At 67.8% G+C, this 24,214-nt stretch carries 23 protein-coding genes and 1 other RNA gene; 10 read left to right on the top strand and 14 right to left on the bottom strand.

All coding sequences use genetic code 11. The annotated features are described in order from the left end of the window. The 3 genes from dnaK to hrcA all read right to left on the bottom strand — a co-directional run. A partial coding sequence (gene dnaK, locus LRG10_RS12200) for a molecular chaperone DnaK (protein ID WP_238635710.1) occupies positions 1-1,908 on the bottom strand: 1,908 nt, incomplete at its 3' end. A gap of 117 nt (positions 1,909-2,025) precedes the next feature. Further along, complete coding sequence (gene grpE / locus LRG10_RS12195) at positions 2,026-2,742, bottom strand: nucleotide exchange factor GrpE (RefSeq protein WP_238635709.1); 717 nt, start codon at positions 2,740-2,742, stop codon at positions 2,026-2,028. A 112-nt stretch (positions 2,743-2,854) separates the two neighbouring features. Next, the gene (gene hrcA / locus LRG10_RS12190; protein ID WP_201170617.1) at positions 2,855-3,910 is read right to left on the bottom strand and encodes a heat-inducible transcriptional repressor HrcA; all 1,056 of its coding nucleotides are present in this window, start codon (positions 3,908-3,910) and stop codon (positions 2,855-2,857) included. 151 nt (positions 3,911-4,061) lie between these two features. On the opposite strand from hrcA, the gene LRG10_RS12185 reads away from it, so the two are divergent. Both LRG10_RS12185 and recN read left to right on the top strand, forming a co-directional pair. After that, positions 4,062-4,982, top strand: a complete 921-nt coding sequence (locus tag LRG10_RS12185; RefSeq protein WP_201170618.1) for an NAD(+) kinase — start codon at positions 4,062-4,064, stop codon at positions 4,980-4,982. Positions 4,983-4,993: 11 nt separating this feature from the next. Then, positions 4,994-6,664 carry a DNA repair protein RecN gene (gene recN / locus LRG10_RS12180; RefSeq protein WP_238635708.1) on the top strand — a complete coding sequence of 557 codons (1,671 nt, stop codon included), beginning with the start codon at positions 4,994-4,996 and terminating at the stop codon, positions 6,662-6,664. Between the two features lie 22 nt (positions 6,665-6,686). Here the strand turns inward: recN and fur are convergent, their stop codons facing one another. After that, a complete protein-coding gene (gene fur, locus LRG10_RS12175; RefSeq protein ID WP_201242672.1) occupies positions 6,687-7,115 on the bottom strand; it encodes a ferric iron uptake transcriptional regulator in 429 nt (142 codons plus the stop codon). 54 nt (positions 7,116-7,169) lie between these two features. On the opposite strand from fur, the gene LRG10_RS12170 reads away from it, so the two are divergent. After that, the gene (locus tag LRG10_RS12170; protein WP_201170626.1) at positions 7,170-7,505 is read left to right on the top strand and encodes an outer membrane protein assembly factor BamE; all 336 of its coding nucleotides are present in this window, start codon (positions 7,170-7,172) and stop codon (positions 7,503-7,505) included. A gap of 11 nt (positions 7,506-7,516) precedes the next feature. Here the strand turns inward: LRG10_RS12170 and LRG10_RS12165 are convergent, their stop codons facing one another. Next, the gene (locus LRG10_RS12165; RefSeq protein WP_201170628.1) at positions 7,517-7,810 is read right to left on the bottom strand and encodes an RnfH family protein; all 294 of its coding nucleotides are present in this window, start codon (positions 7,808-7,810) and stop codon (positions 7,517-7,519) included. Beyond that, positions 7,800-8,246: a type II toxin-antitoxin system RatA family toxin gene (locus tag LRG10_RS12160; protein ID WP_201170631.1), complete on the bottom strand. Its 447-nt coding sequence runs from the start codon at positions 8,244-8,246 to the stop codon at positions 7,800-7,802. The genes LRG10_RS12165 and LRG10_RS12160 overlap by 11 nt, the downstream gene beginning before the upstream one ends. 123 nt (positions 8,247-8,369) lie before the next feature. On the opposite strand from LRG10_RS12160, the gene smpB reads away from it, so the two are divergent. Next, complete coding sequence (gene smpB, locus LRG10_RS12155; protein WP_201170634.1) at positions 8,370-8,867, top strand: SsrA-binding protein SmpB; 498 nt, start codon at positions 8,370-8,372, stop codon at positions 8,865-8,867. Positions 8,868-8,962: 95 nt separating this feature from the next. Then, positions 8,963-9,319: a transfer-messenger RNA gene (gene ssrA / locus LRG10_RS12150) on the top strand. Between the two features lie 203 nt (positions 9,320-9,522). Here the strand turns inward: ssrA and LRG10_RS12145 are convergent. Continuing rightward, positions 9,523-9,843 (bottom strand): high-potential iron-sulfur protein, encoded by a 321-nt coding sequence (locus tag LRG10_RS12145; RefSeq protein WP_201242656.1) that lies wholly within the window; start codon positions 9,841-9,843, stop codon positions 9,523-9,525. 306 nt (positions 9,844-10,149) lie between these two features. On the opposite strand from LRG10_RS12145, the gene LRG10_RS12140 reads away from it, so the two are divergent. Both LRG10_RS12140 and LRG10_RS12135 read left to right on the top strand, forming a co-directional pair. After that, a complete protein-coding gene (locus LRG10_RS12140; RefSeq protein WP_201170668.1) occupies positions 10,150-10,497 on the top strand; it encodes an H-NS family nucleoid-associated regulatory protein in 348 nt (115 codons plus the stop codon). Positions 10,498-10,614: 117 nt separating this feature from the next. Continuing rightward, on the top strand, positions 10,615-12,606 hold the full coding sequence (locus LRG10_RS12135) for a hypothetical protein (protein ID WP_201242658.1): 1,992 nt from the start codon (positions 10,615-10,617) through the stop codon (positions 12,604-12,606). A gap of 81 nt (positions 12,607-12,687) precedes the next feature. On the opposite strand, the gene LRG10_RS12130 is transcribed toward LRG10_RS12135, so the two are convergent. The 6 genes from LRG10_RS12130 to LRG10_RS12105 all read right to left on the bottom strand — a co-directional run bounded on the left by LRG10_RS12130 (position 12,688) and on the right by LRG10_RS12105 (position 20,054). After that, positions 12,688-13,917: an acetyl-CoA carboxylase biotin carboxylase subunit family protein gene (locus LRG10_RS12130; protein ID WP_238635707.1), complete on the bottom strand. Its 1,230-nt coding sequence runs from the start codon at positions 13,915-13,917 to the stop codon at positions 12,688-12,690. A 193-nt stretch (positions 13,918-14,110) separates the two neighbouring features. Further along, positions 14,111-14,809 carry a PAS domain S-box protein gene (locus LRG10_RS12125; protein WP_238635706.1) on the bottom strand — a complete coding sequence of 233 codons (699 nt, stop codon included), beginning with the start codon at positions 14,807-14,809 and terminating at the stop codon, positions 14,111-14,113. A 127-nt stretch (positions 14,810-14,936) separates the two neighbouring features. After that, a complete protein-coding gene (locus tag LRG10_RS12120) occupies positions 14,937-16,574 on the bottom strand; it encodes an electron transfer flavoprotein-ubiquinone oxidoreductase (protein ID WP_201170675.1) in 1,638 nt (545 codons plus the stop codon). 12 nt (positions 16,575-16,586) lie between these two features. Then, positions 16,587-18,368, bottom strand: a complete 1,782-nt coding sequence (locus LRG10_RS12115) for an acyl-CoA dehydrogenase (protein ID WP_201170677.1) — start codon at positions 18,366-18,368, stop codon at positions 16,587-16,589. Continuing rightward, positions 18,365-19,303 (bottom strand): electron transfer flavoprotein subunit alpha/FixB family protein, encoded by a 939-nt coding sequence (locus tag LRG10_RS12110; RefSeq protein WP_201170680.1) that lies wholly within the window; start codon positions 19,301-19,303, stop codon positions 18,365-18,367. Before LRG10_RS12110 ends, LRG10_RS12115 begins: the two co-directional genes overlap by 4 nt. A 1-nt stretch (position 19,304) precedes the next feature. After that, positions 19,305-20,054, bottom strand: coding sequence for an electron transfer flavoprotein subunit beta/FixA family protein (locus LRG10_RS12105; RefSeq protein WP_238635705.1), 750 nt, complete (start codon positions 20,052-20,054; stop codon positions 19,305-19,307). Positions 20,055-20,208: 154 nt separating this feature from the next. Here LRG10_RS12105 and LRG10_RS12100 point away from each other — a divergent pair, with 154 nt between their 5' ends. Together LRG10_RS12100 and LRG10_RS12095 are read left to right on the top strand one after the other, a co-directional pair. Next, the gene (locus LRG10_RS12100) at positions 20,209-21,015 is read left to right on the top strand and encodes a hypothetical protein (RefSeq protein ID WP_238635704.1); all 807 of its coding nucleotides are present in this window, start codon (positions 20,209-20,211) and stop codon (positions 21,013-21,015) included. Positions 21,016-21,093: 78 nt separating this feature from the next. Continuing rightward, the gene (locus LRG10_RS12095; RefSeq protein ID WP_238635703.1) at positions 21,094-22,395 is read left to right on the top strand and encodes an acetyl-CoA carboxylase biotin carboxylase subunit family protein; all 1,302 of its coding nucleotides are present in this window, start codon (positions 21,094-21,096) and stop codon (positions 22,393-22,395) included. Here the strand turns inward: LRG10_RS12095 and LRG10_RS12090 are convergent. After that, the gene (locus tag LRG10_RS12090) at positions 22,389-22,847 is read right to left on the bottom strand and encodes a GNAT family N-acetyltransferase (protein ID WP_238635702.1); all 459 of its coding nucleotides are present in this window, start codon (positions 22,845-22,847) and stop codon (positions 22,389-22,391) included. The genes LRG10_RS12095 and LRG10_RS12090 overlap by 7 nt on opposite strands. Positions 22,848-22,883: 36 nt before the next feature. Here LRG10_RS12090 and LRG10_RS12085 point away from each other — a divergent pair, with 36 nt between their 5' ends. Then, a complete protein-coding gene (locus tag LRG10_RS12085) occupies positions 22,884-24,212 on the top strand; it encodes a M20 family metallopeptidase (protein ID WP_201170693.1) in 1,329 nt (442 codons plus the stop codon). Positions 24,213-24,214: the final 2 nt, after the last annotated feature.

Here is a 24,214-nt window from a genome sequence, read left to right as displayed (position 1 = left end):
TTCGAAGTCGGCGTCGACCACGTCCTCCTTTTGCTCGCCCGACGCGGCCTCGCCGGAGCCCGCACCCGCGGAGGCCTCTTCGCCGCCACCGGACTGCTGGTACGCCTTCTGCGCCAGCTCGCCGGCCTTGGTCGCCAGCTCCTGGGTCTTCTGCTCGATGGCCTCCTTGTCCTCGCCGTCCTTGACCTGCTCGAGCTCACTGATGGCGCTCTCGATCTCCTGCTTCTCGGCATCGCCGACCTGCTCGCCGAGATCCGACAGCGTCTTGCGGGTCGAGTGGATCATGTTCTCGGCCTGGTTGCGCGCCTCGACCAGCTCGCGCTGCTTGCGGTCCTCTTCGGCGTGCTCCTCGGCCTCCTTGACCATACGCTCGATCTCGTCCTCGGTCAGCCCGGAGGAGGCCTTGATCTCGATGCCGGTCTCCTTGCCGGTGGCCTTGTCCTTGGCCGAGACGTTGAGGATGCCGTTGGCGTCGATGTCGAAGGCGACCTCGATCTGCGGCACACCGCGCGGCGACGGGGGGATGTCGGTCAGATCGAAACGACCGAGGGACTTGTTGTCCTTGGCCATCTCCCGCTCGCCCTGCAGGACGTGGACGGTCACGGCGGTCTGGTTGTCCTCGGCGGTCGAGAAGGTCTGCGTCCCCTTGGTGGGGATGGTGGTGTTCTTCTCGATGATCTTGGTCATCACGCCACCGAGGGTCTCGATGCCCAGCGACAGCGGCGTGACGTCGAGCAGCAGAACGTCCTTGACGTCACCGCCGAGCACACCGGCCTGGATCGCTGCACCCACGGCCACGGCCTCGTCCGGGTTGACGTCCTTGCGCGGATCCTTGCCGAAGTAATCCTTGACCTTCTCCTGGACCTTCGGCATCCGCGTCTGGCCACCGACCAGGATCACGTCCTGGATGTCGCTGGCCGCCAGGCCTGCGTCCTTGAGCGCGGTCTTGCACGGCTCGATGGTGCGCTCGACCAGGTCCTCGACCAGCGACTCGAGCTTGGCCCGGGTGAGCTTGATGGCCATGTGCTTCGGACCGCTCTGATCCGCGGTGATGTAGGGCAGATTGATCTCGGTCTGCTGGCTCGAGGAGAGCTCCACCTTGGCCTTCTCGGCCGCCTCGCGCAGGCGCTGCAGCGCCAGGTGATCCTGGCCGAGGTCAATGCCCTGGTCCTTCTTGAACTCCTGGATCAGGTAGTCGATGATCCGCTTGTCGAAATCCTCGCCCCCCAGGAAGGTATCCCCGGAGGTGGAGAGGACCTCGAACTGCTTCTCGCCGTCGACCTCGGCGATCTCAATGATCGACACGTCGAAGGTGCCGCCGCCCAGGTCGTAGACCGCGACCTTCTTGTCGCCGCCCTCCTTATCCAGGCCGTAGGCCAGCGCCGCCGCCGTCGGCTCGTTGATGATGCGCTTGACCTCGAGTCCGGCGATCTTGCCGGCATCCTTGGTGGCCTGACGCTGGGAGTCGTTGAAGTACGCCGGGACGGTGATCACTGCCTCGGTGACCTCCTCACCCAGGTAGTCCTCGGCGGTGCTCTTCATCTTCTGCAGGGTGCGCGCCGAGACCTCCGGCGGCGCCATCTTCTTACCCTGCGCCTCGACCCAGGCGTCGCCATTTTCCGCCTTGACGATCTTGTACGGCATCTCCTTGATGTCGCGCTGGACGACATCCTCGTCGAAGCGCCGGCCGATCAGGCGCTTGACCGCATGGATGGTGTTCTCCGGGTTGGTGACCGACTGCCGCTTGGCCGGGGCGCCGGTGAGCACCTCGCCATCCTCGGCGAAAGCCACCACCGACGGGGTGGTCCGATCGCCCTCCGCGTTCTCGATCACGCGGGTCTTATTGCCCTCCATGACCGCCACGCACGAGTTGGTCGTGCCCAGGTCGATGCCGATGATCTTACCCATAATTCGCTCCTGCTAACCGTTGAATCTGTCCGGGCCTGATTGCCTTCTGCCCCTTAAGTGCGGTGCCCCATCGGCTTTTTCAAGGGCCCGGTTTGAATCGCGCCGAATCGCGTGCCTTTAGGCGGTCTCGTCCACCGAGCCACCGCTGCCCGCACTGCCGTCGGCCTTCTTGGCCACCACCACCAGTGCCGGGCGCAGCAGGCGATCCTGCAGGCGGTAGCCCTTCTGCACCACGTGGAGCACGGTGTTCGGCTCCTGCTCTTCGCTGGGCTGCGTCGCCATAGCTTCGTGGTAGTCGGGGTTGAAACGCTCGCCCAGCGGGTTGATCTCCTCGATCTCGAAGCGCTCGAAGACCTGATTGAGCATCTTGAGGGTCAACTGCGAGCCCTCGAGGAGCTTCTCGCGATCGGCCTCGGCGTCTTCGGCCGCCTGAACGCCCATCTCCAGGCTGTCCTTGACCTGCAGGAGATCGCCGCAGACCTTCTCGAGCCCCTGCCGCCGGGCCTGGTCGACATCCTTTTCCGCGCGGCGCTGCGCGTTCTCCAGCTCGGCGCGCATGCGCAGCACCTGATCCCAGTTCTCTTGGGCCTTCCGCTCGGCGTCAGCAAGGGCGTTCTCGAGTTCCTCGATACGCTGCTCCAGGTCCTCGGCGCTGGTACCGGCCTCGTCCGCCGCGGCGCCCTCGCTCGCCGACTCGCCGCTCTGGAGCTCGCCCTCGAGCGCCTCCGAGGCCTGACGGGTGTGCTTCTGCTCCGACGCCTCGGCGGTTGCCTGCGCGTCGCCGCGCACCTCGGGCTGCTCCTCGGTCGTGCTCTGTCGCTGGTTATCAGTCATATGGCTGCTCCGCTGGATTGAGCCGGAAAACGGTTACTGGCAGCCCACCACCGGGCGCCCCAAGCGCGGCCACCGGGTGCACTGCCTCCTGCCTGGGCACAGGTGTGGGGATCTAGCGCGGCGGATTCAAGGCCGAGCCGACCAATCGGGCGGTGATGTCGACGATCGGAATGATCCGGTCGTAGGCCATGCGGGTCGGCCCGATCACCCCGAGCACCCCGGCCGCCTCACCGGCGACCCCGTAACGGGCCGTCACCAGCGAGAGACCGTCGAAGACCTCGTAACCGGCCTCCTGGCCGATGTAGATCTGGACGCCATCGGCCCGCGCGCAGCGATCGAGCAGGTGGAGGATGTCACGCTTCTGCGTGAAGGCCTCGAACAGCTGGCGCAGCCGGTCCACATCGGAGAGTTCCTCGAACTCCATCAGATTGGTCTGACCCGCGACCACGTACCCCTCGTCGTCCTGCTCCTCCGCCAGGGCCTTCTCGCCGACCTCCACCGCCGAGCGCATGAGTTCGTCGAGCCGCTGCTGATCGGCCTGCATGGCGGCGAGCAGGCGCTGGCGCACGCGCGGCAGCTCCACGCCGGCGAACTCCGCATTGAGGTAGTTGGCGATGCGCTGAAGCTCAGCCTCGGAGAAGTCGCGCTCGGTGCGGATGACGCGGTTCTGCACATCCCGCTCATTGATCACCAGGATCGCTAGCACGCGACGGTCGGACAGCGGCAGGAACTCCACGTGGCGCAGCACCGCCCAGTCGCAGCGCGGGAGGGTCACCACACCGGCCAGCCGGGTCAACTGCGAGAGCAGGTCCGAGGCGGAGTCGGCCAACTCCTCCGCCCCCTCCTCCCGGTCGCGAACCAGACGCCGGCGGAGCTGTTCGACGGTGTCGCCCTCGATGGGCTGGACCTGGAGCAGGCAGTCGACGTAGAAGCGCAGGCCCCGATCGGTCGGCACCCGACCGGCCGAGGTGTGCGGCGAGACCAGATAGCCCAATTCCTCGAGGTCGGCCATGACGTTGCGCACCGTGGCTGGGCTGACGGACAGCCCGGCTTCACGGGCCAGGCTGCGCGACCCGACCGGCCTGCCGCTGTCGATGTAGCGACGCACCAGCGTGCGGAGCAGGGTGCGCGCGCGGTCGCCCAGCTCCAGGTCGTGCGGCGGGCTCATGGCTCATGTACCACGGGTTGCGCGATTTCGCGGGGGTTGCACTTAGGGCGCTCGAGTGCGAGGTGAGGCTAGCAAGCCGCGCGAACGACCGTCAACGCGCCAGTCGCCGGCCAATTGGCGCCCCCTGGGCGACGTGATACCGTTCCCGACCATGGACGTACATCCACCACCGCCCTTCCCCACCGTCGGCATCACCGGCAAACCCGGCGATCCGGCCATCACCGGGCTGGTCGAGCGCTTGCTGCCCATGCTGGAAGCGCGCGGCTGTACGGCGTTGCTCGATGAGCAGTCCATGCCGGAGACCGGTGATCACCACCTGCAGCGCGTGCCCCGTGAAGCCCTGCTCGATGCCTGCGATCTGATCATCGCCATCGGGGGCGACGGCACCCTGATCCACATCGCCCGGGCCGTGGCCGGCCGGCGGGATGTCGCCCTGATGGGCATCAACCGCGGCCGGCTGGGGTTCCTGGTCGACATCGCACCCGAGCATCTGGACGAGGTCGCGCAGATCCTGGACGGGCAGCACGTCGTCGACGAGCGGCTGATCCTGCGCGCCGAGATCCGCTCCAACCAGGATGATACGCTGCTCCGCGAGGACGTGGCCATCAACGAGGTGGTCCTGCACCGCTGGAACACCGCGCGGATGATCGAACTGGTCACGCGGATCGACGGCGAGCCGCTGAGCGATCACCGCTCCGACGGACTGATCATTGCCACACCGACCGGCTCGACGGCCTACGCCATGGCCGGAGGCGGGCCCATCGCCCACCCTAACCTGCACGCCATGGTTCTAGTGCCGGTCTGTCCGCACACGCTGAGTAATCGGCCACTCGTGGTCGATGGCGACAGCCGGATCGAGATCGATGTCCACCCGCGGTTCATCGAGCACGTCCGGGTCAGCTGCGACAGCCAGAGGGACCTGACCCTCCAGGAGGACAGCCGGCTGGTGGTGCGGGCCCACCCGAGTCCGATCCGCCTGGTCCATCCGCCGGGCTACAGCTACTTCAACCTGCTCCGCGCCAAGCTCGGCTGGGGCGGGCCGCTGTGCAACATCGAACCCTTCGGCGCATAGGGAGAAGCGCTGTGCTCAGGGAGATCCACATCCGCGACTTCGCCATCGTCGATCAGCTCGATCTGGAGTTCGGCGCGGGCATGCATGTGCTGACCGGCGAAACCGGTGCCGGCAAGTCCATCCTCCTCGACGCCCTTGGCCTCTGCCTCGGCGACCGCGCCCGGTCCGAGATCATCCGCCCCGGGGCGGAGCGCGCGGAGGTCAGCGCCGTGTTCGACCCGCCCGGCCCCGAGGTGACTCAGTGGCTGGCTGATCGCGAACTCCACGGGGATGACGAGATCATCGTCCGCCGGGTTATCCAGAGCAACGGGCGCTCGCGGGGGTTCGTCAACGGCACGCCGGTGGCCCTGCAGGTGCTCCGCGAACTCGGCGAGCAGCTGGTCGACATCCACGGCCAGCACGCCCACCAATCGCTGCTGCGCCCGGCCATTCAGCGCGAACTCCTTGACGCCTACGCCGAGGCCGGCGAGCTACGTCGTGCGGTCACCGAGCGCTTCCGCGAATTGCGCGAGATCGACCGCGAGCTGGCCGAACTCGAGGACCGGGACCACGACTACGAGGATCGCCTCGCCCTGCTGCGGCATCAGGTCGAAGAGCTTGAAAGCGCAGCCCCCTCCCGGGACGGACTGAACGAGCTGGAGACGGAGCACCAGCGGCTGGCCCACGCCGAATCCCTCATCGCGCTGGCCCAGACCCAGCTCCAGGCCCTGTCGGACGATGACCTCGCCGCTCAGGCGCTCATCGGCCGCGCGGTCCGTGAGCTGGAAGAGCGACGGGAGATCGACCCCGCCCTGGGCGAGTCAGCCGACCTGCTCCAGAACGCCCTGGCACACCTGGAAGAGGGCTGCCAGACCCTACGCAACTTTGCCGACGGGCTCGAGATCGATCCGCAGCGCCTGGCCGAACTCGACCAGCGCATCAGCGAATTGCGGGATCTCGCCCGCAAGCATCGTGTCGAGGTCGAGCAGTTACCGGAAACCCTCGAGACGCTGCAGGCCCAGCTCGAACGTCTGGAGAACGCCGGGCAGCGCCTGGAGACACTACGTCAGAACCGGGCGGCGGCCGTGGAGCGCTACCAGGACGCCGCCCGGCGGCTGTCCCGGCTGCGCCAGAACGCCGCCGACCAGCTGGCCACCGAGGTCCATCAATTGCTTGGGGAACTGGGCATGGCCGGCGCTGAACTCATCCCGGCGATCGAGTTTGAGGCGGAGGCCACTCCGAGCAGTCACGGCCTCGACCGTATCGAGCTGCTGGTGCGCACGAACGCCGGCCAGTCTGCCGGCCCCCTGGCCAAGGTCGCCTCGGGCGGCGAGCTCTCCCGAATCGGTCTGGCGATCCAGGTGGCCACGGTCGAACGCGCCAGCGGGGTGCCGACGCTGGTGTTCGACGAGGCCGACACCGGCATCGGCGGCGCGGTGGCCGAGGTGGTCGGGCGCCTGCTGCGCACCCTCGGGCAGCGCTACCAGGTCCTGTGCGTGACGCATCTCCCGCAGGTGGCTGCCCAGGGCGGCGCCCACTTTCGTGTCAGCAAATCCGAGGGCGACGGACGCACACGCACCGAGGTGGATCCCCTCGCGGAGGCCGAGCGAATCGAGGAGATCGCGCGCATGCTCGGAGGGCTGGAGATCACCGATCACGAGCGTGCCGCGGCGCAGCGTATGCTGGCCCGCGGCGCTAGCTAAGGGCATGACAGGCGCGGAGGGGTCAACTGCCCTCTTCGCTGGCCCCGGCGCAATCGGCGCAGACGCCGTAGAGTACCAGTGAGTGCCCGGTCATGCGGAAGGCGTGGTCCCGAGCCGTCTCGCGCTGGCGCTGCTCGATGGTGTCGTCCACGAACTCCTCCACGCGACCGCACTCCACGCAGACGATGTGATCGTGATGCGCCGTATCGTTGAGTTCGAAGACGGAATGACTGCCCTGGAAGTTGTGCCGGACCAGAATATCCGCCGTCTCGAACTGGGTCAGGACCCGGTAGACCGTGGCCAGCCCGATGTCCTCCCCAGCATCCAGCAGGGCCCGGTAGACCTCCTCCGCGGAGACGTGGCGCTGCTGACTCTGCTGCAGCACCTCCAGGATCTTCATCCGCGGCAGCGTGACCTTCAGCCCTGCCTTGCGCAAGCCACCAGCGTCCACAGCTTCCCCTCGCCTACTGTTCGTCGATTCGGTCATTAGGCTACCATTTCCTCTATGACGACACCATCCAAATGCAAGTTATTCTTATTATGCGTTCTCGGCGCCTCATTCGCCAGCGGGTGCGGCGGTCAGTTCCCGCTGGCCCAGCCGCTGGAGATCGAGCAGGGGAACCTGCTTGAGGAAGAGGACATCGAGCGGATCGCCGTCGGCATGAGCCGTGCCGAAGTCCGGCAGCGGCTCGGCACGCCGGTGCTCGAGCACGCCTTCGAGGATGATCGCTGGGACTACCTGTACGAGCGCAGCGGCAGCGAGCAGGCGCGCAAGCGGCTGACGCTCCACTTCGACGACGACACCCTCGTCGAGATCGAGGATCACTGGACGTCCCGCTAGCCTGCGTCCATTCAGGAGGCCTTGCGAGCGGCCCGCCGCTTGCGGGCCTCCTTCGGATCGACCTGCAGCGGCCGGTAGACCTCCACCCGGTCACCATCGTGCAGCGGGGTATCGAGGCCGACGATCTGCCCGAACACCCCCACCGACTGCTGCGTCAGGTTGATCTCCGGATGGCGCTCGAGGAGCCCCGAGGCGTTCAGGGCGTCCCCCACCGTACTGCCAGCCGGCAGTTCCAGCCGAAGCACGGTCTGCTGCTCCGGTAGGGCGTAGGCGACCTCGATCTGCAATCCCCCGTCAGAGGACATCGCGCTCTCCGTAGACCTCGCGGGCCCGCCGGGCGAAACTGTCTACCAGCGTATTGGCCACCTGGGTAAAGACCTTGCCGAAGGCGTAGGCCACGATCCGATTGGAGAACTCGAACTCCATGTCCAGGGTCACCTTCGAGGCGCTCTCGCCCAGGTCTCGAAAGCGCCAGTAACCCTCCAGGCGCTGGAACGGTCCCTCCACGAGCCGGATATCGATCATCTTGCCGCGCTGGTGTCGATTCGCGGTCACGAACGACTTCTCCATGCCGCCCTTGGCAAAGGTCATGCGGGCACGGGTGGTGTCCTCGCTGGTCTCGAGGATCTCGCACTCCTTGCACCACGGAATGAACTCCGGGTAGCGGGCGACATCGTTGACCAGGTCGTAGATCTCGATGGCGGTGTAGGGGACCAGCTCACTGCGGCTGATGCTCGGCATGGGGCTTCCCGTTCTCCAGCGTTCCGGACCTTGACCGGCCATTGTCACGATCCGCGTCCTCCCCGACAACCACCAACCACCAGGCGGCCGCAGCGCTTTGCGCAGCGGTCCGGCGTCTATACAATGCGCCCCGTGAGCAAGAAAGCCGGAAAAAGCAAAAAGACCGAAGGCAACGTCATCGCCGTCAACCGCAAGGCGGGCTTCGATTTCTTCATCGAGGAGCGCCTTGAGGCCGGGCTGGCGCTGGAGGGCTGGGAGGTCAAATCGCTGCGTGCCAAGCGCGTGAACCTCACCGAAAGCCACGTCCTCGTCCGTCGCGGCGAGGCTTGGCTGATCGGCTGCAACATCACGCCGCTGAGCACTGCCTCCACCCACGTCCGGCCGGATCCGACGCGCACGCGCAAGCTGCTGCTCCACCGTCGCGAGATCAGCCGTCTGATCGGCGCCGTGGACCGCGAAGGCTACACCGTGGTGCCGCTCAAGCTCTACTGGAAGAAGGGGCGCGCCAAGATCGAGATCGGTGTAGCCAAGGGCAAGAAGAAGCAGGACAAGCGGGCGGATAAGAAGGAGCAGGACTGGCAGCGCCAGCGGGAGCGCCTGCTCAAGCACAAGGTCAGCTAGCGCGGGGGCCGGCCCGTCGACCGGTCTCTGCCGGCGCGATAATCGCGCTTGCCGAGGGAACTCCACGAGCCGTACACTGTCTACTCAGTTGCAACGGGGGCGACATGGCTTCGACGCAGGTCGCGAAACCCGAGGTGCATGCCGAGGTGACAGTCAACCTCGTAAAACAGGCTGTACTTAAAGATAGTTGCCAACGACGACAACTACGCCCTGGCGGCGTAACACCCGCCAGCTGCTCCCAGTCGGTGCCTGTGCCGGCTGACGAGCAGTCATAGACGCAGGATAGCGATGCCCGGATAGGTCCGGTCCGGCATCGTGAAACCCAACGGGCTCGCGGTTGAGCCGCCCTGCCGGTCGGGCGTTCAACCGTTAAAAAGAATAGATCGGCTAAGCATGTAGGACCGACGGTGTAGCTCCTGCGGACGCGGGTTCGATTCCCGCCGCCTCCACCAATCTCTAGATTCCCGATATCCCCGCTTCCCTGAATGCCCGCACCGCGGGCATTTTTTATGCCGCAGTTGTCAGCACGCCTCGCCACATCGCCGCCCCCTGCGTATCGCCGCAGGGGCGCCCGGCGCGGCTGCCATACCCTCCCGGGCGGGCACGTGGCAGCCGCCGGTGGCCGGGCTTACCCCCACGTGACGGCGACCCCGGATCAGGAGGCTGGTGCGTAAACGGAGCACCAGCCTTCCGCCTTGACGAGCACCTCGCCAAAGTCCGGGTGGGTGCACCGCCCCCAACCATCCTCGACGGCCTCGCCCCAGAAGGCGCAGTTCTCGCAAAGCTGCCCTTCCTCGTAGCGCGGATGGCCCGAGGCGTCCGCGGCCTCGTTGACGTAGTCGTGGGCGTGGCCATCCTCGGCCCTCGGTTCCGCTCGGGCGCTGCGCTGATGCAGCAGGGTTGATAGCGGCAGCGCCGCCAGCGCCACGGCACTGCCCTTGAGGAACGTGCGACGACTCTTGTCGATTCCACTCATGCCAGCCACCTCATTATTTTCGGTATGGATCGGCGATTCCACCCTACGCCTCTTAACGGCGCGATCCAACCCGAAACCAACGGGGCAGATGCCAGCGCTTATCCGATTTTGACTCATCGGGTTTACACGGAAAAGGTAGGGATGCCATCCGAAGAAGAGCGACGAATTGATTCCTGAAAAGGATCTGGTATCTTGTTTACAGGCTTGAATCGCTCTCAACGAAACGACGCCTCAGGACTCAAGCACCCGGTCAAGGGACGGACCCGAAAAGCCCTCGGGCACTCATTTGTAAGGAGCCGATACCCGATGACCAGCAAACAGCTTGAAGCCATCAACCTGGAGGGGTTCACGGACGAAGAACTCGACACCCTCGAAAAACGCATTGCCAGGGAACGCGAGCAGCGGGATCGCAACCGCGTTGTAGAGGCCGAAAAAGAGATCCGCCTGGTAGCGGCGAAATACGGCGTCAAACTCGAAGAGGCGCTCGGCGACCTCAATGGGCACAACAAAAAACCTCGCCGCCGTGTCCCTGCCAAATACCGCCACCCGCGGGACCCGGCCAAGACCTGGTCCGGCCGTGGACGCACCCCGCGCTGGATCCAGGAGTGGGAACAGGACGGCGGCAGCCGCGAGGAGCTGCGCATCGCGCACTGATCGCAGGCCAGCCCTAGGCCCGGCCCACGCCTGGCGCGCATGGCCGGGCTAGCCCGAGACCTCACCCCGGGCCAAACGGTGTTGGACAAACCGTGGCGGCCGGTCCACTATTCCCGCATGGATGATACCCCCGACGACACCGGGCAGGCGCTGGAGCGCCTGACTCAACGGGTGGATGACGCCTGCGAGCGCCTGGCCCGGACTGCGAGCTTCGCCAAGTTCACTCACGCTGCGCAGGTTCTCGAGGCGACCCGCCGCCTGCTCGCCCACCCCGACGGCGTCCCGGCGCTCTACCAGCGGATCGGGGCGCTGACCGAGGCCGGCGTCTTCGCCGGCAGCGACTGGGAACACCCCGAGCAACTCCAGCCAACCCTGGCCGCCAACACCCTGAAGCTCGCCCGGGACCAGACGCTGATCCTGGAGTGCCTTAGCGAACTGCGCCTGGTGGCCATCGCCGAGGGCACCGCCAGTCATCCAACGCTCGACGCCGACACGGCCCGACGGTTCCTGGCACGGGTCCTGGCGCTGAATCTGCGGCTGATCTTCGGGCCGGTCGGCGAGTCCGAGCGGGTGCATCTGGGCCGCAATCTGCCCATGGTGCAGCGCCACCAGCGCTTCATCGCCGAGCAGGTCGGCTTCGGCGAGGTCATCGAGGAGCTGATCGGCGAGATCTGGCGCATCCTCGCCCAGCGGCCGGTGGTCGTCGGGCACGTCAAGGAGATGATCACCAGCGTGGCGGTGTACCTGGACAGCGATGAACCCGGGGTGCCAGCAGCCCGCGCCCGAGGCGCGGAGCGCCTGATCAGCGCGCTCTACGGGCCGACACGTGGCTGCCAGGAGGACCCGGGTCTGGCCGTCTACCAGGAGCGGCTGGCCAGCATGGACGAGACCTCCCTGCGCAACGAGGCACTCGGCCTGGGGCGCGCCATGCACGACACCGGCCTGGTTTCACCCTACCACCCGGTCTTCCTGCACTTTGCGCTGGAGCAGTCGCCCGAACTCCTCCCCAGCGCGCTGGGCCTGAGCAGCACCGGGATCGATGCGCTCGGATGCTACCCGGAACTGGTGCACACGCTCATCCGCCGTGCCATCTGGTCCGAGACCGCGCAGGCGGTCTACGGCCTGGCGGGCCTGCTCGAGCGCGGCATCCTCTACAGCGGCCCAGTAGCGCCGGCCCTCTGGCGCCAGATCCATCTACCGCTCTGCGCCGCCGCCCGGCAGCGGCTGGTCGATCGCATCCCCGGCGCCTCGGCCGCGCCGGAGGCCTTCCTGCTCGCCGGGGCGATCAGCGTCCTCGGCCAGCCGCGCGGCCTGGGTCAGGGCAACAGCCCCACGTGTCAATCGGCACGGGCGCTGTCCATGTGGTCGAGCAACGACCCCGACTATCTGCTGCAGATTGTCGCCTGGGCCGCCCGCGACGACGATGTCGTGGCCCACTTCGAGGGCCAGGCCCTCTCCTCCGCGGAGCTGCTCGCCCGCTACCCGGAGGCGCCCCTGGAGGATATCGACCCGGTCTCGGCGGTGGCCGTACCTCACTTGGACGCCATCTACCACGAGATGGGGCGGCGCTGCGCCGGACGCGGCGAGGACCCCCACCGCTGGGTGAACCCCGAATTCCACGGCTGGTGGGTCGGGCGGGGGTTCTCGATCGCCGTCGATGTCGCCACCGGCGCCCTCCCCGATCTGCGCGGCTTTGCAAGCCGTTTCTACGGCTGCTACCACCCCGGCTACAACGGCAACAACCCGGTGATCCACCCCCAGCCCGCCGGGGTGGCGGTCACCGACAGCAGCGGTGCCTTCGTCGGCTGGCACGCCATCACCATCGAGCGCGTCTCCACGGACCCGGACGGCGTGGTCCGCGTCTACTTCTTCAACCCGAACAACGACAGCACCCAGGACTGGGGCAACGGGGTGATGGTCTCCACCGAGGGTAACGGCGAACGCCACGGGGAATCGTCCCTGCCCTTCGAGCAGTTCCTGTCCCGGCTCTACATCTTCCACTACGACCCGCGGGAGGAGGCCCTGGACCCGCCAGTGCCGGAAGAGGAGATCAGCGAGGTCATCGCGCTCGCACGCAACAGCTGGGCCGCCGGGCGAGCGATCCACTGACCCCGGAACCCGGCACCGTCGCCCACGAGCCGCCCGGGGCGCTCCCGCCCGAGCGGCGGGGCGCCCCGGTCCGATGCGACGTCAGACGTAGAAGTCCAGCTCCTCCTGGTGCTTGAGCAGATCCCGGAGCCGGTGGGGATTGTCCCCGAAGAAGTAGACCAACCCCCAGTGAGTCCCGAAGGCGGTGCGCTTGGTGACCACCTCCTGCTGTGGCGGCGTCAGCTCGTGGTACTCGAAGTACTCATGCTGCTCGGTCTCTTCCGGGATCTCCAGTCGGCTAACCACCCGACGGCGCGGATAGACGCCGAAGCAGCCCGCATAGCCCTTGGCATCCACCACCTCGCGGGGGAAGAAGTCGGTGATCTCCTCCTCCGTGGTCTTCGGATCGAAGGCCAGCACCATCCCCTGGTAGGCATTGAACCCGTAAGCGCGCTCGAGCAGCTCGAAGACCTTGAACCCCGGTGGGCGGTAGGCCACCTCGCCGAAGTACATCGTCCCATCGCTGGTCACGAAGTACTCCGGATGGATAAAGCCGAAGCGGATGTCGAAGGTCTTGATCAGCTTCTCGATCTCGCGGGTGATCAGATCCCGCCAGCTCTCCAGCTCCGGGGTGGCCGGAACAAAGACCGAGTAGCCGAGGGTGACGTACTCGGAGATGTTCAGGAAGCGGATCTTGCCGTCGTGGATCCAGGCCTCGACGGCGAACTCCCAGCCGTCCAGGTGGCTCTCCATGAGCACCGGGAACTCCTCCTCGGGGATCAGGTCGACCTCGTCCGGCGTGCGGATGACGCGGTGCCCGAGGCAACCCGCCTTGTCGAAGGCCTTGAGGTGGATCGGGTCGTTGGGGTCGCCGTCGAGCTTGAGCAAGGTCTGGTTCACGCGCTTGAGGAAGCGGATCACGTCGTCGCGATCGTGGGCCTCCTCGAAGATGCCGACGCGGATCCCGCCGAGCTGAGCACGGCGCTTCATCAGCGCCTTGTCCCGGAACAGCACCGCCTGACCGTGCAGCCGCGGGTCCCCCATGAGCACGGCGTTGATGGCACCGGCCCACTCGACGGTCTCCTCGAACAGCGGGATGGCGACATCCACGCCTTCTTCATGCAGCCGTTCGGCGATCTCCATGGACCGATCATTGAGTCGCTCGAAATCCCAGGCGATGAAGGGGATCCCGTGCTCCCGGGCATACTCCTCGGCCCACTCCGGGGCGACAATGACGTAACGGCGGTCGAACCGGTCGAGGGCATCGATGCAGTTGATGCTCCAGCCCAGAATGGCGACGTAGCCCTTGGTCGGGTCCTTCTCAGTACTCATGCGGCGGGATGCTCCGGTTGCGGATCATGGGTCAGCCCGCCTTGCGGAGCGGCCGGCAGACGTCATGCCTTCGTGGGACCGCCCGGGCGAGCTACCCCGCAGTCTATCTGCTCGGACGCGGCCGGAATAGCACCGCCGCGCCGTGCGCAGATGATTTTTGTAGCAATCGAGCAAGCCGGGGCTCGGCGGCCGCTCAGGGCGTCGGCTCGCCCTCCGCATCATCCACCGGCTTGACGCCCAGACGCCCCGCGAGGAGTTGCGGGGACGCCTCGACCAGATCGATCAGGGCCTCGCGATCCTCCTCAGCCTGACGTTGCTCGGTCAAATCGATCAGAGCGAACAGGCCGTGGACGCCACCCCCTTCGGTGCACGCTACCTCCGTGACGCACTCCATACGCACAAGCCGGCGCAGGGGACACTGATCGCAATGAAGCCCCAGCTCGGTCGCCGCCCGCGCCGCCCCGCCCGCACTCTGCGCCGCTCGGCACCGCGCCCACTGCTCGAGCGCCGAAGGGGCCAGAAACTCGGCAAACGCCTGCCCCTCGAGTTCCGGTGCCGAGGCGGCTCCCAGCAGTTCCGCGGCCGGGGGGTTGGCATCACGGATCACTCCGTCCTCATCCAGCAACAGATAAGCCACCGGGGCGTGCTCGAAGAGATCGCGGTAGCCGGCACGGACCCGCGCCAGTTCGCCCCTGGTGCGGTGGAGCTCCTCGGCCTGGATATCGCGCTCAATCTGCAGCAGCAGCAACTCCTCACGCCACGCCTCCGGGGTGGCCGGCAGCGTCCGATCGATGTCGACTGCTCCGGGGGTGGTCTCCATGCGCTTCCTAGCCCGCTCTCGCAACAGCCGGGCCGCTTCATCCTGGCGCGACGGACTGGGGTCTTTGGTCATGGAGGGCATCCTGAGCGGGAGAGATCAGGCGCCGGCCGGCGCCCGCGGATAACCTCAGCCTCAGGAGTATAGAGGGCCCCGGCGCCATCCACACGGACTGTCGCGCACCCAGGACCCTCGCCCCGTGTCACATCCCCTGGTAGTTCGGTCCGTCCCCGCCCTGCGGGACCACCCAGCGGATGTTCTGGGGCGGGTCCTTGATATCGCACGCCTTGCAGTGCAGGCAGTTGATGGCATCGATACGCAGTCGCGGCTGGCCGGCCGCATCCGTGTCGTAGTCGTAGACGGCCGCCGGACAGTAGCGGACCTCCGGCCCGGCGTAGACCGCCCAGTTGACGCGCAGCGCCAGCGCAGGGTCACGCAGCACCAGGTGGCAGGGCTGCCCCTCCTCGTGATGGGTACCGGAGAGGAACACCGAGGCGGTCCGATCGAAGGTCAGCCGCCCGTCGGGCCGGGGATACTCCTTGCGCCTCGACCGCGCGGCGGGCTGCAGGGCCTGGTGATCCGGCTCGTGCCCCAGCGTCCAGGGCGCCCGTCCCCGCAGGAGGTAGGTATCCAGGGCTGAATAAGCCAACCCGGGCAGCAGCCCCCAGCGGAATGCCGGACGGATATTGCGCACGGCGCGGAGCTCGTCGCTCACCCAGCTGTCGCCGACCCGGCGATCGAGATCATCGGCCTGCACCCGATCCGCCTCCAGGGCGGCGCGCACCGCCTCGGCAGCGAGCATGCCAGACTTGATCGCGGTGTGGATGCCCTTGATGCGCGGTACATTGACGAACCCTGCCGCATCACCGGCCAGGACCCCACCGGGGAAGCTCAACCGCGGCAGACTCTGCCAGCCCCCCTCCGGTAACACCCGTGCCCCGTAACCGATGCGCCGACCGCCTTCGAGCAGCGGCCGGATCGACGGGTGAGTCTTGAAGCGCTGGAACTCCCCGAAGGGCGACAGATAAGGGTTCTCGAAGTCCAACCCCACCACCAGCCCGATCGCCACACGCCGATCGTCCAGGTGGTAGAGAAAACTGCCGCCGTAAGTGAACTGATCCAGGGGCCAGCCGATGGTGTGCGCGACCCGCCCCGGCACATGCCGCTCGGGGCTAACTTCCCAGATCTCTTTGAAACCGAGGCCGTAGGTCTGCGGCTGCGCATCCCGGCGCAAGTCGAAACGCCCGATCACCTGCTGGGTCAGTGACCCGTGCCCTCCCTCGGCAAACACCGTCTGCCGAGCGCGCACCTCCACGCCCGGCTCGAAACCCGGGCCCGGCGTACCGTCCGGCTGGCGCCCCATATCCGGGGTGGCCACGCCGCAGACCGCACCTTGCGCGTCGTAGAGCACCTCGGCGGCCGGAAACCCGGGGTAGATCTCCACCCCGGCCGCTTCGGCCTGGTCCGCCAGCCATTGCCCGAGCTCACCGAGGCTGCCGACGTAGCTCCCGCGGTTGTCCATCTGCGGTGGCGTGGGCAGTCTCAGCGCGTAACGTGGTGTCAGGCAGTGGAAGGTGTCCTCAGCGGCGCGCAGGCGCAGCGGCGCGCCGCGCTCCGCCCAGTCGGGCAGCAGCTCATCCAGGCCGCGCGGATCGATGGCGGCACCGGATAGGAGGTGCGCGCCAACCGCAGACCCCTTCTCCAGAACGCAGACCGAAGGCGCCGGGCCGTTACCGGTACCGCGGGCCAGCTCCAGGGCCGCCGCCAACCCGGCCGGACCGGCGCCCACGACAACAACATCGTAGGCCAGCGTCTCGCGCTCGAGTTCCTCCTGCTCCAAGCCGCTTCCTCCTCACCAGTCGCCGTCGCCGATCGCCTCGAGCTCGTCGCTGCCACCCCGAATCGCCGGGGTGTAGCCGTGGAGCCGTGGCAGGATGTGACGCATATAGAAACGCGCGGTATGCACCTTGCCGGTATAGAAGCCGGTGTCACCGCTTCCCTCCCGGATACGGGCCTGCGCAACCACGGCCGCCCGCGCCATCAGCCAGCCGCCCAGCACCAGACCGGCCTGCATCAGGTAGGGGGTGGCCGCAGTCAGGGGCACCAACGGATCGTCTTGTCCGTCCCGCAGCAACCGCGCCGTGCTCTCGCGTAGCGTGGCCAGCGCATCGTCCAGCGGGCCGGCCAAGGCCTCGAGCTCGGTATCACGGCGCAGCGCCTCGACGATCTCATCCGCCTCGCGGAGCACCGACTCCAGGGTCTCGCCGCCGTCCTTGAGCACTTTGCGCAGGGTGAAATCCTGGGCCTGGATCCCATTGGTGCCCTCGTAGATCGCCGCCACCCGCACGTCCCGGAGCAACTGCGGGGCCTCGACCTCCTCCACATAGCCCATGCCACCGTGGACCTGGATACCGAGGGAGGTGATCTCCACGGCTTGCTCGCTGGCCACGGCCTTGACCACAGGAGTGAACAGATCCACCCGGCGCTGAGCGCTCTGACGCCTCGTTTCGTCCGCCCCGTGACCGGCGACATCCATCTCCGCCGCGGTCAGCAGGGCCAAAGCACGCATGGCCTCGGTCTGCGCCCGCATGGCCATGAGGCTGCGCCGCACATCCGGGTGGTGGAGGATGGGCACCGACGCCTTGCCCCCGGGCCGGCGCCCCTGGATCCGCTCCCGGGCAAACGCCAGCGCCTGCTGGTAGGCGCGCTCCGAGACCCCGACGCTCTGCACCCCGACCTTGTGGCGGGCCTCGTTCATCATCGTAAACATGTGGTTGAGGCCGCGACACGGCTCGCCGACTAGGTAGCCGACGGCCCCCTCGCCGTCCCCGTAGCTGATGGTGCAGGTCGGCGAGCCGTGGATGCCGAGCTTGTGCTCCAGCGCCGTGCAGTGCACATCGTTGCGCGCCCCGAGCGAGCCGTCGGCCTCCACCCGGTACTTGGGCACCAGGAACAGCGAGATCCCCCGATGGCCCTCGGGCGCGTCCGGCGTACGGGCCAGCACCAGGTGGATGATGTTCTCGGCGGCTTCGTGCTCCCCCCAGGTGATGTAGATCTTCTGACCGTAGAGGCGGTAGGCCTCCCCATCCGGCACGGCACGGCACTGGACCTGCCCCAGGTCGGACCCGGCCCGGGGCTCGCTGAGATCCATGGTGCCGCTCCACTCACCACTGACCAGCTTGTCGAGGTAAAGCCCGCGCAGGGTCTCGTCGCCATGGCGGTGGAGCAACTCGGTCGCCCCCGCCGAGAGCATCGGCGCCAGGGCCAAGGCCATGTTGGCGCCATGCCACATCTCCTGGGTCGCCGTGGCCACCAGCTCCGGCAGCCCCTGACCCCCGTGGTCTGGATGAGCGTTGATACCGTTCCAGCCGCCCTCTACGAAGGCCTGGTAGGCCTCGGTGAAGCCCTCGGGCAGCTGCACGCTCCCCCCATCCATCCGGCACCCCTGACGGTCGCCGACACGGTTCAGCGGGGCCCACACCTCGCTGGCCAGCCGATCGGCCTCCTCGAGGACCGCCTCGAGCAGATCCGGGGTCACCTCCTCCAGATCCTCCAGGCCGGACAGGCGCTCCAGGCCGATCAGTTCCTCGATGACAAAGCGCAGATCGCGCGTCGGTGCACGGTAGATGCTCATGACTGCTCCAGCGCCTCGCGCAGCGCGGGTAACGCTTCCCGCAGATCGGCGACCAGCCCGTAGTCGGCCACCTCGAAGATGGGGGCCTCCGGGTCGTGATTGATCGCCACGATCACACCGCTATCCTTCATCCCGGAGACGTGGTAGATCGCCCCGGAGATCCCAGCGGCGATGTACAGCTGCGGCGCCACCACCTTGGCGGTCAACCCGACCTGCGCCTCATTGGGCAGCAGGCCGGCCTCCACAGCCCCCCGTGAGGCCCCGATGGCGGCACCGAGCTGATCGGCCAGTGCCTCCAGCGCCTCGATGCCGACATCGGCCACGCCACGGCCGCCGGCCACCACCACGCGAGCGGAGGTTAGCTCGGGACGGTCCGAGGCCGAGCCGTGTTCCTCGAGCAGGCGCGTCGGTCCTGGCTCCGTGGGCGCTTCGAGACGCTCTACGGCCGGCGGATCACCGGCCTCCGGCCGATCGAACCGGGTGGCCCGCACCGTGAGCACACGGACCGGCTCCCGGCAGCGCATCCGCGCCAGCACACTGCCCCCGTGGATCGGCCGGACGAACGTCTCGGCGTCCTCGATAGCGACGACGTCCGAAAGCATCTGCACATCCAGCGCCGCCGCCACACGGGGCAACAGGTCCCGGGACTGGGTACTGGTGGCCGCCACCAGCGCCTGGTAGCCCTCGTCACGCACCAGGTTCGCGAGCTGCCCCGAAACCGGCTCGGCGAGCTGATCGGCACAGGCCGCCCCGAGGCACAGCCAGACCCGGCCGACCCCCTGGATAGCCAGCGAGTCGGCGACCCCGGCCGCATCCTCGCCGCCGGTCACCACCACATCCACCGGCGCCCCCAGGTTGGCAGCGGCAGTGATCGCCCGCCGTGTCGCCTCGGTGACACCGGCACCGTCGTGCTCCGCAAAGACCAGCACACTCATCTCAGATCACCTGTGCGTCGTTCTTGAGGCGGTCGACCAGCTCGGCCACACTCGCCACGCGCTCACCCGCTGCCCGCGGCGGCGGCTCCTCGACCCCGAGCAACTCCAAGCGCGAGGCCCCGTCCACTCCCAGGTCGTCGAGCGATATCCGGTCAATCGGCTTCTTCTTGGCCTTCATGATGTTCGGCAGCTTGATGTAGCGCGGCTGATTGAGATCCAGCTCGGTGGTCACCACCGCCGGCAGCCGCACCGCGACGGTGCGCCGCCCGCCGTCGACTTCGCGGGTCACCTGCAACTCCTCACCCTCGGGGTGGATGGCGCAAGCGAAGGTGGCCTGCCCCCAGCCCAGGTGCTGCGCCAGCATCTGCCCCACCTGGTTGCTGTCGTCGTCGATGGCCTGCTTGCCCATGAGCACCAGGTCGGGCTGCTCACGCTCGACCAGCGCCGCCAGCGCCCGGCTGACCGCCAGGGGCTCCAAGGGGTTGTCGCTCTCCACCCGCAGCGCGCGGTCGGCGCCGAAGGCCAAGGCAGTGCGCAACACCTCCTCGCTGCCCGCATCCCCCAGCGTGACCGCCAGCACCTCGCTGGCCGCACCCGCTTCCCGGAACCGGACCGCCTGCTCGACCGCCGTCTCGTCGAACGGATTCATAGCCATCTTGGCGTTGGCCGTGTCCACGCCGGAGCCGTCTGGGCGCACACGCACCCGGACGGTGGAATCGATCACCCGCTTGGCTGTGACCAGGATCTTCATGCCTACCCCTCTATTGGCGTCGCGCGCACCCGCGCGCCGCGGTGCAACATCCCGACTGACTGTGCGCACTCCTGATCCCGGCGTCAACTCGCACCCTCATCCCCACCCTCCACCTGCCGACAACAGGGACAGGCAAACCGACACGACGCAGCCCATGCTTGCTATCAAGCCCGCCCGGTTACGCCACCGCCTCGGTGTTACAGCCGCCGTACTGGTCGGCTTCGGCTCCACCATCGCCGCCGCCGGTGAACTGCCCGAGAGCGGGAGCGCGCGCTACTGGATCCAGGACGGTGGGCAGTGGCGCGGCTACGAAACCCTGACCTGGGACTTCGAAGCGGACGACACCTTCCGCCTGGAGCGCATCCGCGAACACCGCCAGCACCCGGCCCAGGCCGACCACCCGGGGGATCGGCGCATCCGCCGCACCCGGGAGATCAGCGAGGGCACCCTCGAGGGCGATGTCGCCCGCCCAGAGACCTACGAGGTCCGCACCGCGACCGTCTTCCAGACCGACGAGGCGTATGACCCCGAGACCGCCTTCGAGGACGCGGAGGAGGAGGTCACCCTGGCGGCGCGCTTCACCGATGACGAGGCCGCTGTCGAGGCGGGCGAGATCGCCGTGCCCCCGGATGCACTCGACCCGCTGACCCACCGCTGGCAGGTCATGGAAGAGGCCCTGGAGGGGACGCGCCATACGCAGATCAGCCACCAGGTGGTCGATGAGCAGGGTGAGGTGGAAGAGGTCGTTTTCCGGGTGGAGGGCCGGCAGACCGTGCGCGCACACCCGGGCACCTTTCGCACGGTGCGTCTCACCCGCCAGCAGCCGGGCCAGCAACGGGCGGTGCGCTGGTACATGGCGGAGGGCTGGGCCGGCCTGCCCGTGCGCACCGTCGACCTTCGCAGCGAGCACCACGCCCAGCGCACCCGGCTCGAACGCATCGAGGCGGCCGACGACGGCTGACCGCTGCAACACAGCGATTCTCGGCTACGCTCCCTCCTAGGGAACCGTGCAATGGGGCACGTCCGTTTGAGGGTCGCCATGGACGATCGCAAGCAGATCTTCGTCGTCGGGCTCGACGACTTCCATCTCCAGCACCTGAACAGCGTACGAGGCAGTGCGAACTACGCCTTCCACCCGCTGGCCGACTACAGCGCCATCGTCCTCCCCAAGCGCTACGACATCCCCGCCATCCTGGATCAGGCCCGCCGCACTCTGGACCAGGCACCGCGGGTGGACGCGATCATCGGCCACTGGGACTTTCCGACGACCTCCATCCTGCCGGTCCTGAGGCGTGAATACGGCCTGCCCACCCCGTCGCTGGAAAGCGTGCTGCTCTGCGAGCACAAATACTGGAACCGGCTGGCCTGCGAGGCGGCGGTGCCGGAGTGCACCCCGCCGTTCCAGGCCATCGATCCGTACGCCCAGGACCCCTTGGCCACGCTCAAGCTGGCCTACCCGTTCTGGCTGAAACCGGCGGTGGCCTTCTCGTCCCTGCTCGGCTTCCGGGTGGAGAGCGACACCCAGTTCCGGGCGGCCATCGATGCCATCGCCCGGGGCATCCCGGTCTTCGCCGAACCGTTCCAGGCGTTCACCGAACGCGTTGAGCACCCGGAGCGGCTGCCGGGGTCCGGCAGCGGCGCGACGGCCCTGGCCGAGGGCATCATTCAGGGCCGGCTCTGCACCCTGGAAGGGTACGTCTTCAACGGCGAGGTCGTCGTCTACGCCATCCTGGACTCCCTGCGCGGAGCCAACCAGGTCAGCTTCGTTAGCTACCAGTACCCCTCCAGCCTCCCGATCCCCGTCCAGGAGCGGATGAAGGACTACGCCCGACGACTGCTCAAGCACATCGGGCTAGACCAGACGCCGTTCAACATGGAGTTCTTCTGGGACGAGGACGTGGACAAGATCTGGCTGCTCGAGGTCAATCCACGGATCTCCAAGTCCCACTGCCCGATCTTCGAGATCGCCACCGGCGCCTCCCACCATGAGGTCGCCATCGACATCAGCCTGGGCCGGCGCCCGCGTTTTCCGCGGCCAGAGGGCCGCTTCCCCATGGCGGCCAAGTTCATGCCCCGCGTCTACGGGGACGCCCGCGTGCTGCGGGTCCCCGATGCCGAGCAGATCCACGCCCTGCAACGCACCCACCCGGAGTTGTCCATCCACATCCAGGTCGCCGAGGGGACGCAGCTCTCCGAGCTGCGCGGGCAGGACAGCTACAGCTACGAGATCGCCGAGCTGTTCATCGGTGGCGAGGACGAACAGCACCTCCACGACAAGTTCCGGTCCATCATGGAGCAGCTTGATTTTCGCTTCTCGGAGCCTTTAGAAACCAACTACTGACGGGCCGCCGGGCGCTCCAGGATCAGGATGCGCGAGCCGGGAGCCGGCACGGCCTGCGGGTCATCGACGAACCCCAGGTCGCGGTACAGGCGCAGCGCCCGGCGATTGCTGCTCAGCACACTGAGCCACAGGCGCTGCGCCCCCAGCTCGGCGAAGACGTGCGTAATCAAGGCCCGCACCGCCCGGCGGCCGTAACCGCGGCCCTTGCCAGCAATGGCAATCCGGCGCAGCATCACTACGCCGTCGGGGTGATCCACGTCTTGCAGGATGGCATACCCAACCGCCCGCCGCGGCCGCCCGGCCTCCAGGATCCAGTGCGCGCAGCCCGGGGCGCGGATGCAGGCCTGGTGCTCGGCCACGGTCCACTGCTCGACGAAGGCGGCGTTCTCCGTGGCGCCCTCCACGGTGCGCACGAAAGCAAGATCGTCGGGTGAAGTCGGTCTCAGGTGCATATACTCCATGGTAGCCCCCGAAACCGCGGAGCACGCATGGTCCGCCGTACCGCCTACCTCGACGAAGCGCGCATCCACGAGCGACTGGTCTCCCTGATCCGCATCCCCTCGATCACTGGCGAGGAGGATGGGGCGGTCGCTCGCATCGCCAACTGGCTGCAACAGTACGACGCTGAGATCGACTACTGGAACGATGGCATCGCCTCACTGCAGCGCGATCCCCGCTACCCCGGCCACGAGGTCGAGCGGGCCTGGGCGCCGGTGGTGGTAGGCGTGGTCCGGGGCGATCAGCCCGGTCCCAGCGTGCTGCTCACCGGGCATGTGGATGTGGTACCGCCAGGCGACTACGGCCTTTGGCAGGACGAGCCCTTCTCCGGGGTCACCCGGGGCGACCGGGTCTTCGGCTGCGGCGCGTCGGACATGAAAGCCGGCCTCGTGGCCGCACTGGCCGCCTTCGAGGCCTTCGCCGAAGGGGGGCGCAACTTCCCGGGGCGGGTGATCTTCGCCGCGGTCCCGGCTGAAGAGGACAGCGGGCTCGGCACGTTGGCGGCCATCCGCGGCAATTGGCGCGCCGATGCCTGCATCATCCCCGAACCGACGGTGCAGCACGGCATCCCGGAGTTGGTCATCGCCCACGCCGGGGCCATGTCCCTGCGCATCCGCGTACCCGGCAAATCGGCCCACGCCAGCAAGCGCCTGCAGGGCGAGAGCGCCCTGGATCACTTCATCACCCTTTACCAGGCCATGCGGGCCGACGAGCAGGCCCTGAACGCCGCCGAGCAGCACCCGCTGATGACCGTCCACCCGCTGCCCTACGCCACCAGTGTCGGGGTCATCCGCGGCGGGCTTTGGTCGTCCTCGGTGATGGACTCGCTGGAGGCCCAGGTCCGCGTCGGGGTCCCCCTGGGCATGACCATCGACGAGGCCGAGGCCCGGTTTCGCCACGCCATCGCCGAGGCGATCCACGACGACCCCTGGCTATCCCGCAACCCGCCGGAGATTCGGCGTCTGGCCTCGGGCTTCGGCTCGGCCGAGACCGACGCCGACCACCCGCTGGTGCGCACCCTGGCCGAGTGCGCCGAGGAAGAGTTCCGCCAGGAGCCGCGCATCGCCGCAGCCCCCTACGGCTGCGACATGTCCGGCTGGGTTCGCCTGGCCGGGGTGCCGACCGTCATCTACGGCCCCGGGGACATCGACCAGGCCCACGCACCCAATGAATCCGTCTCCCTCGAGACCACCTGCCGGGTGGCGCGAACCCTGGTGCGCACCACCGAACGGTTGCTTGAGGCAGGCCTGGATGGCCTGCGTCCGGCAGCGGGGCGGATGGAACCGGCTTTCGCCGGGCACAACCGGGGCCACGACTGAAC

This window comes from Halorhodospira sp. 9628, assembly GCF_022228075.1.
GTDB classification, from domain to species: domain Bacteria; phylum Pseudomonadota; class Gammaproteobacteria; order Nitrococcales; family Halorhodospiraceae; genus Halorhodospira; species Halorhodospira halophila_A.
The sequence above is the reverse complement of the archived record's forward strand: the minus strand, read 5'-3'. Positions and strand labels throughout refer to the sequence as shown.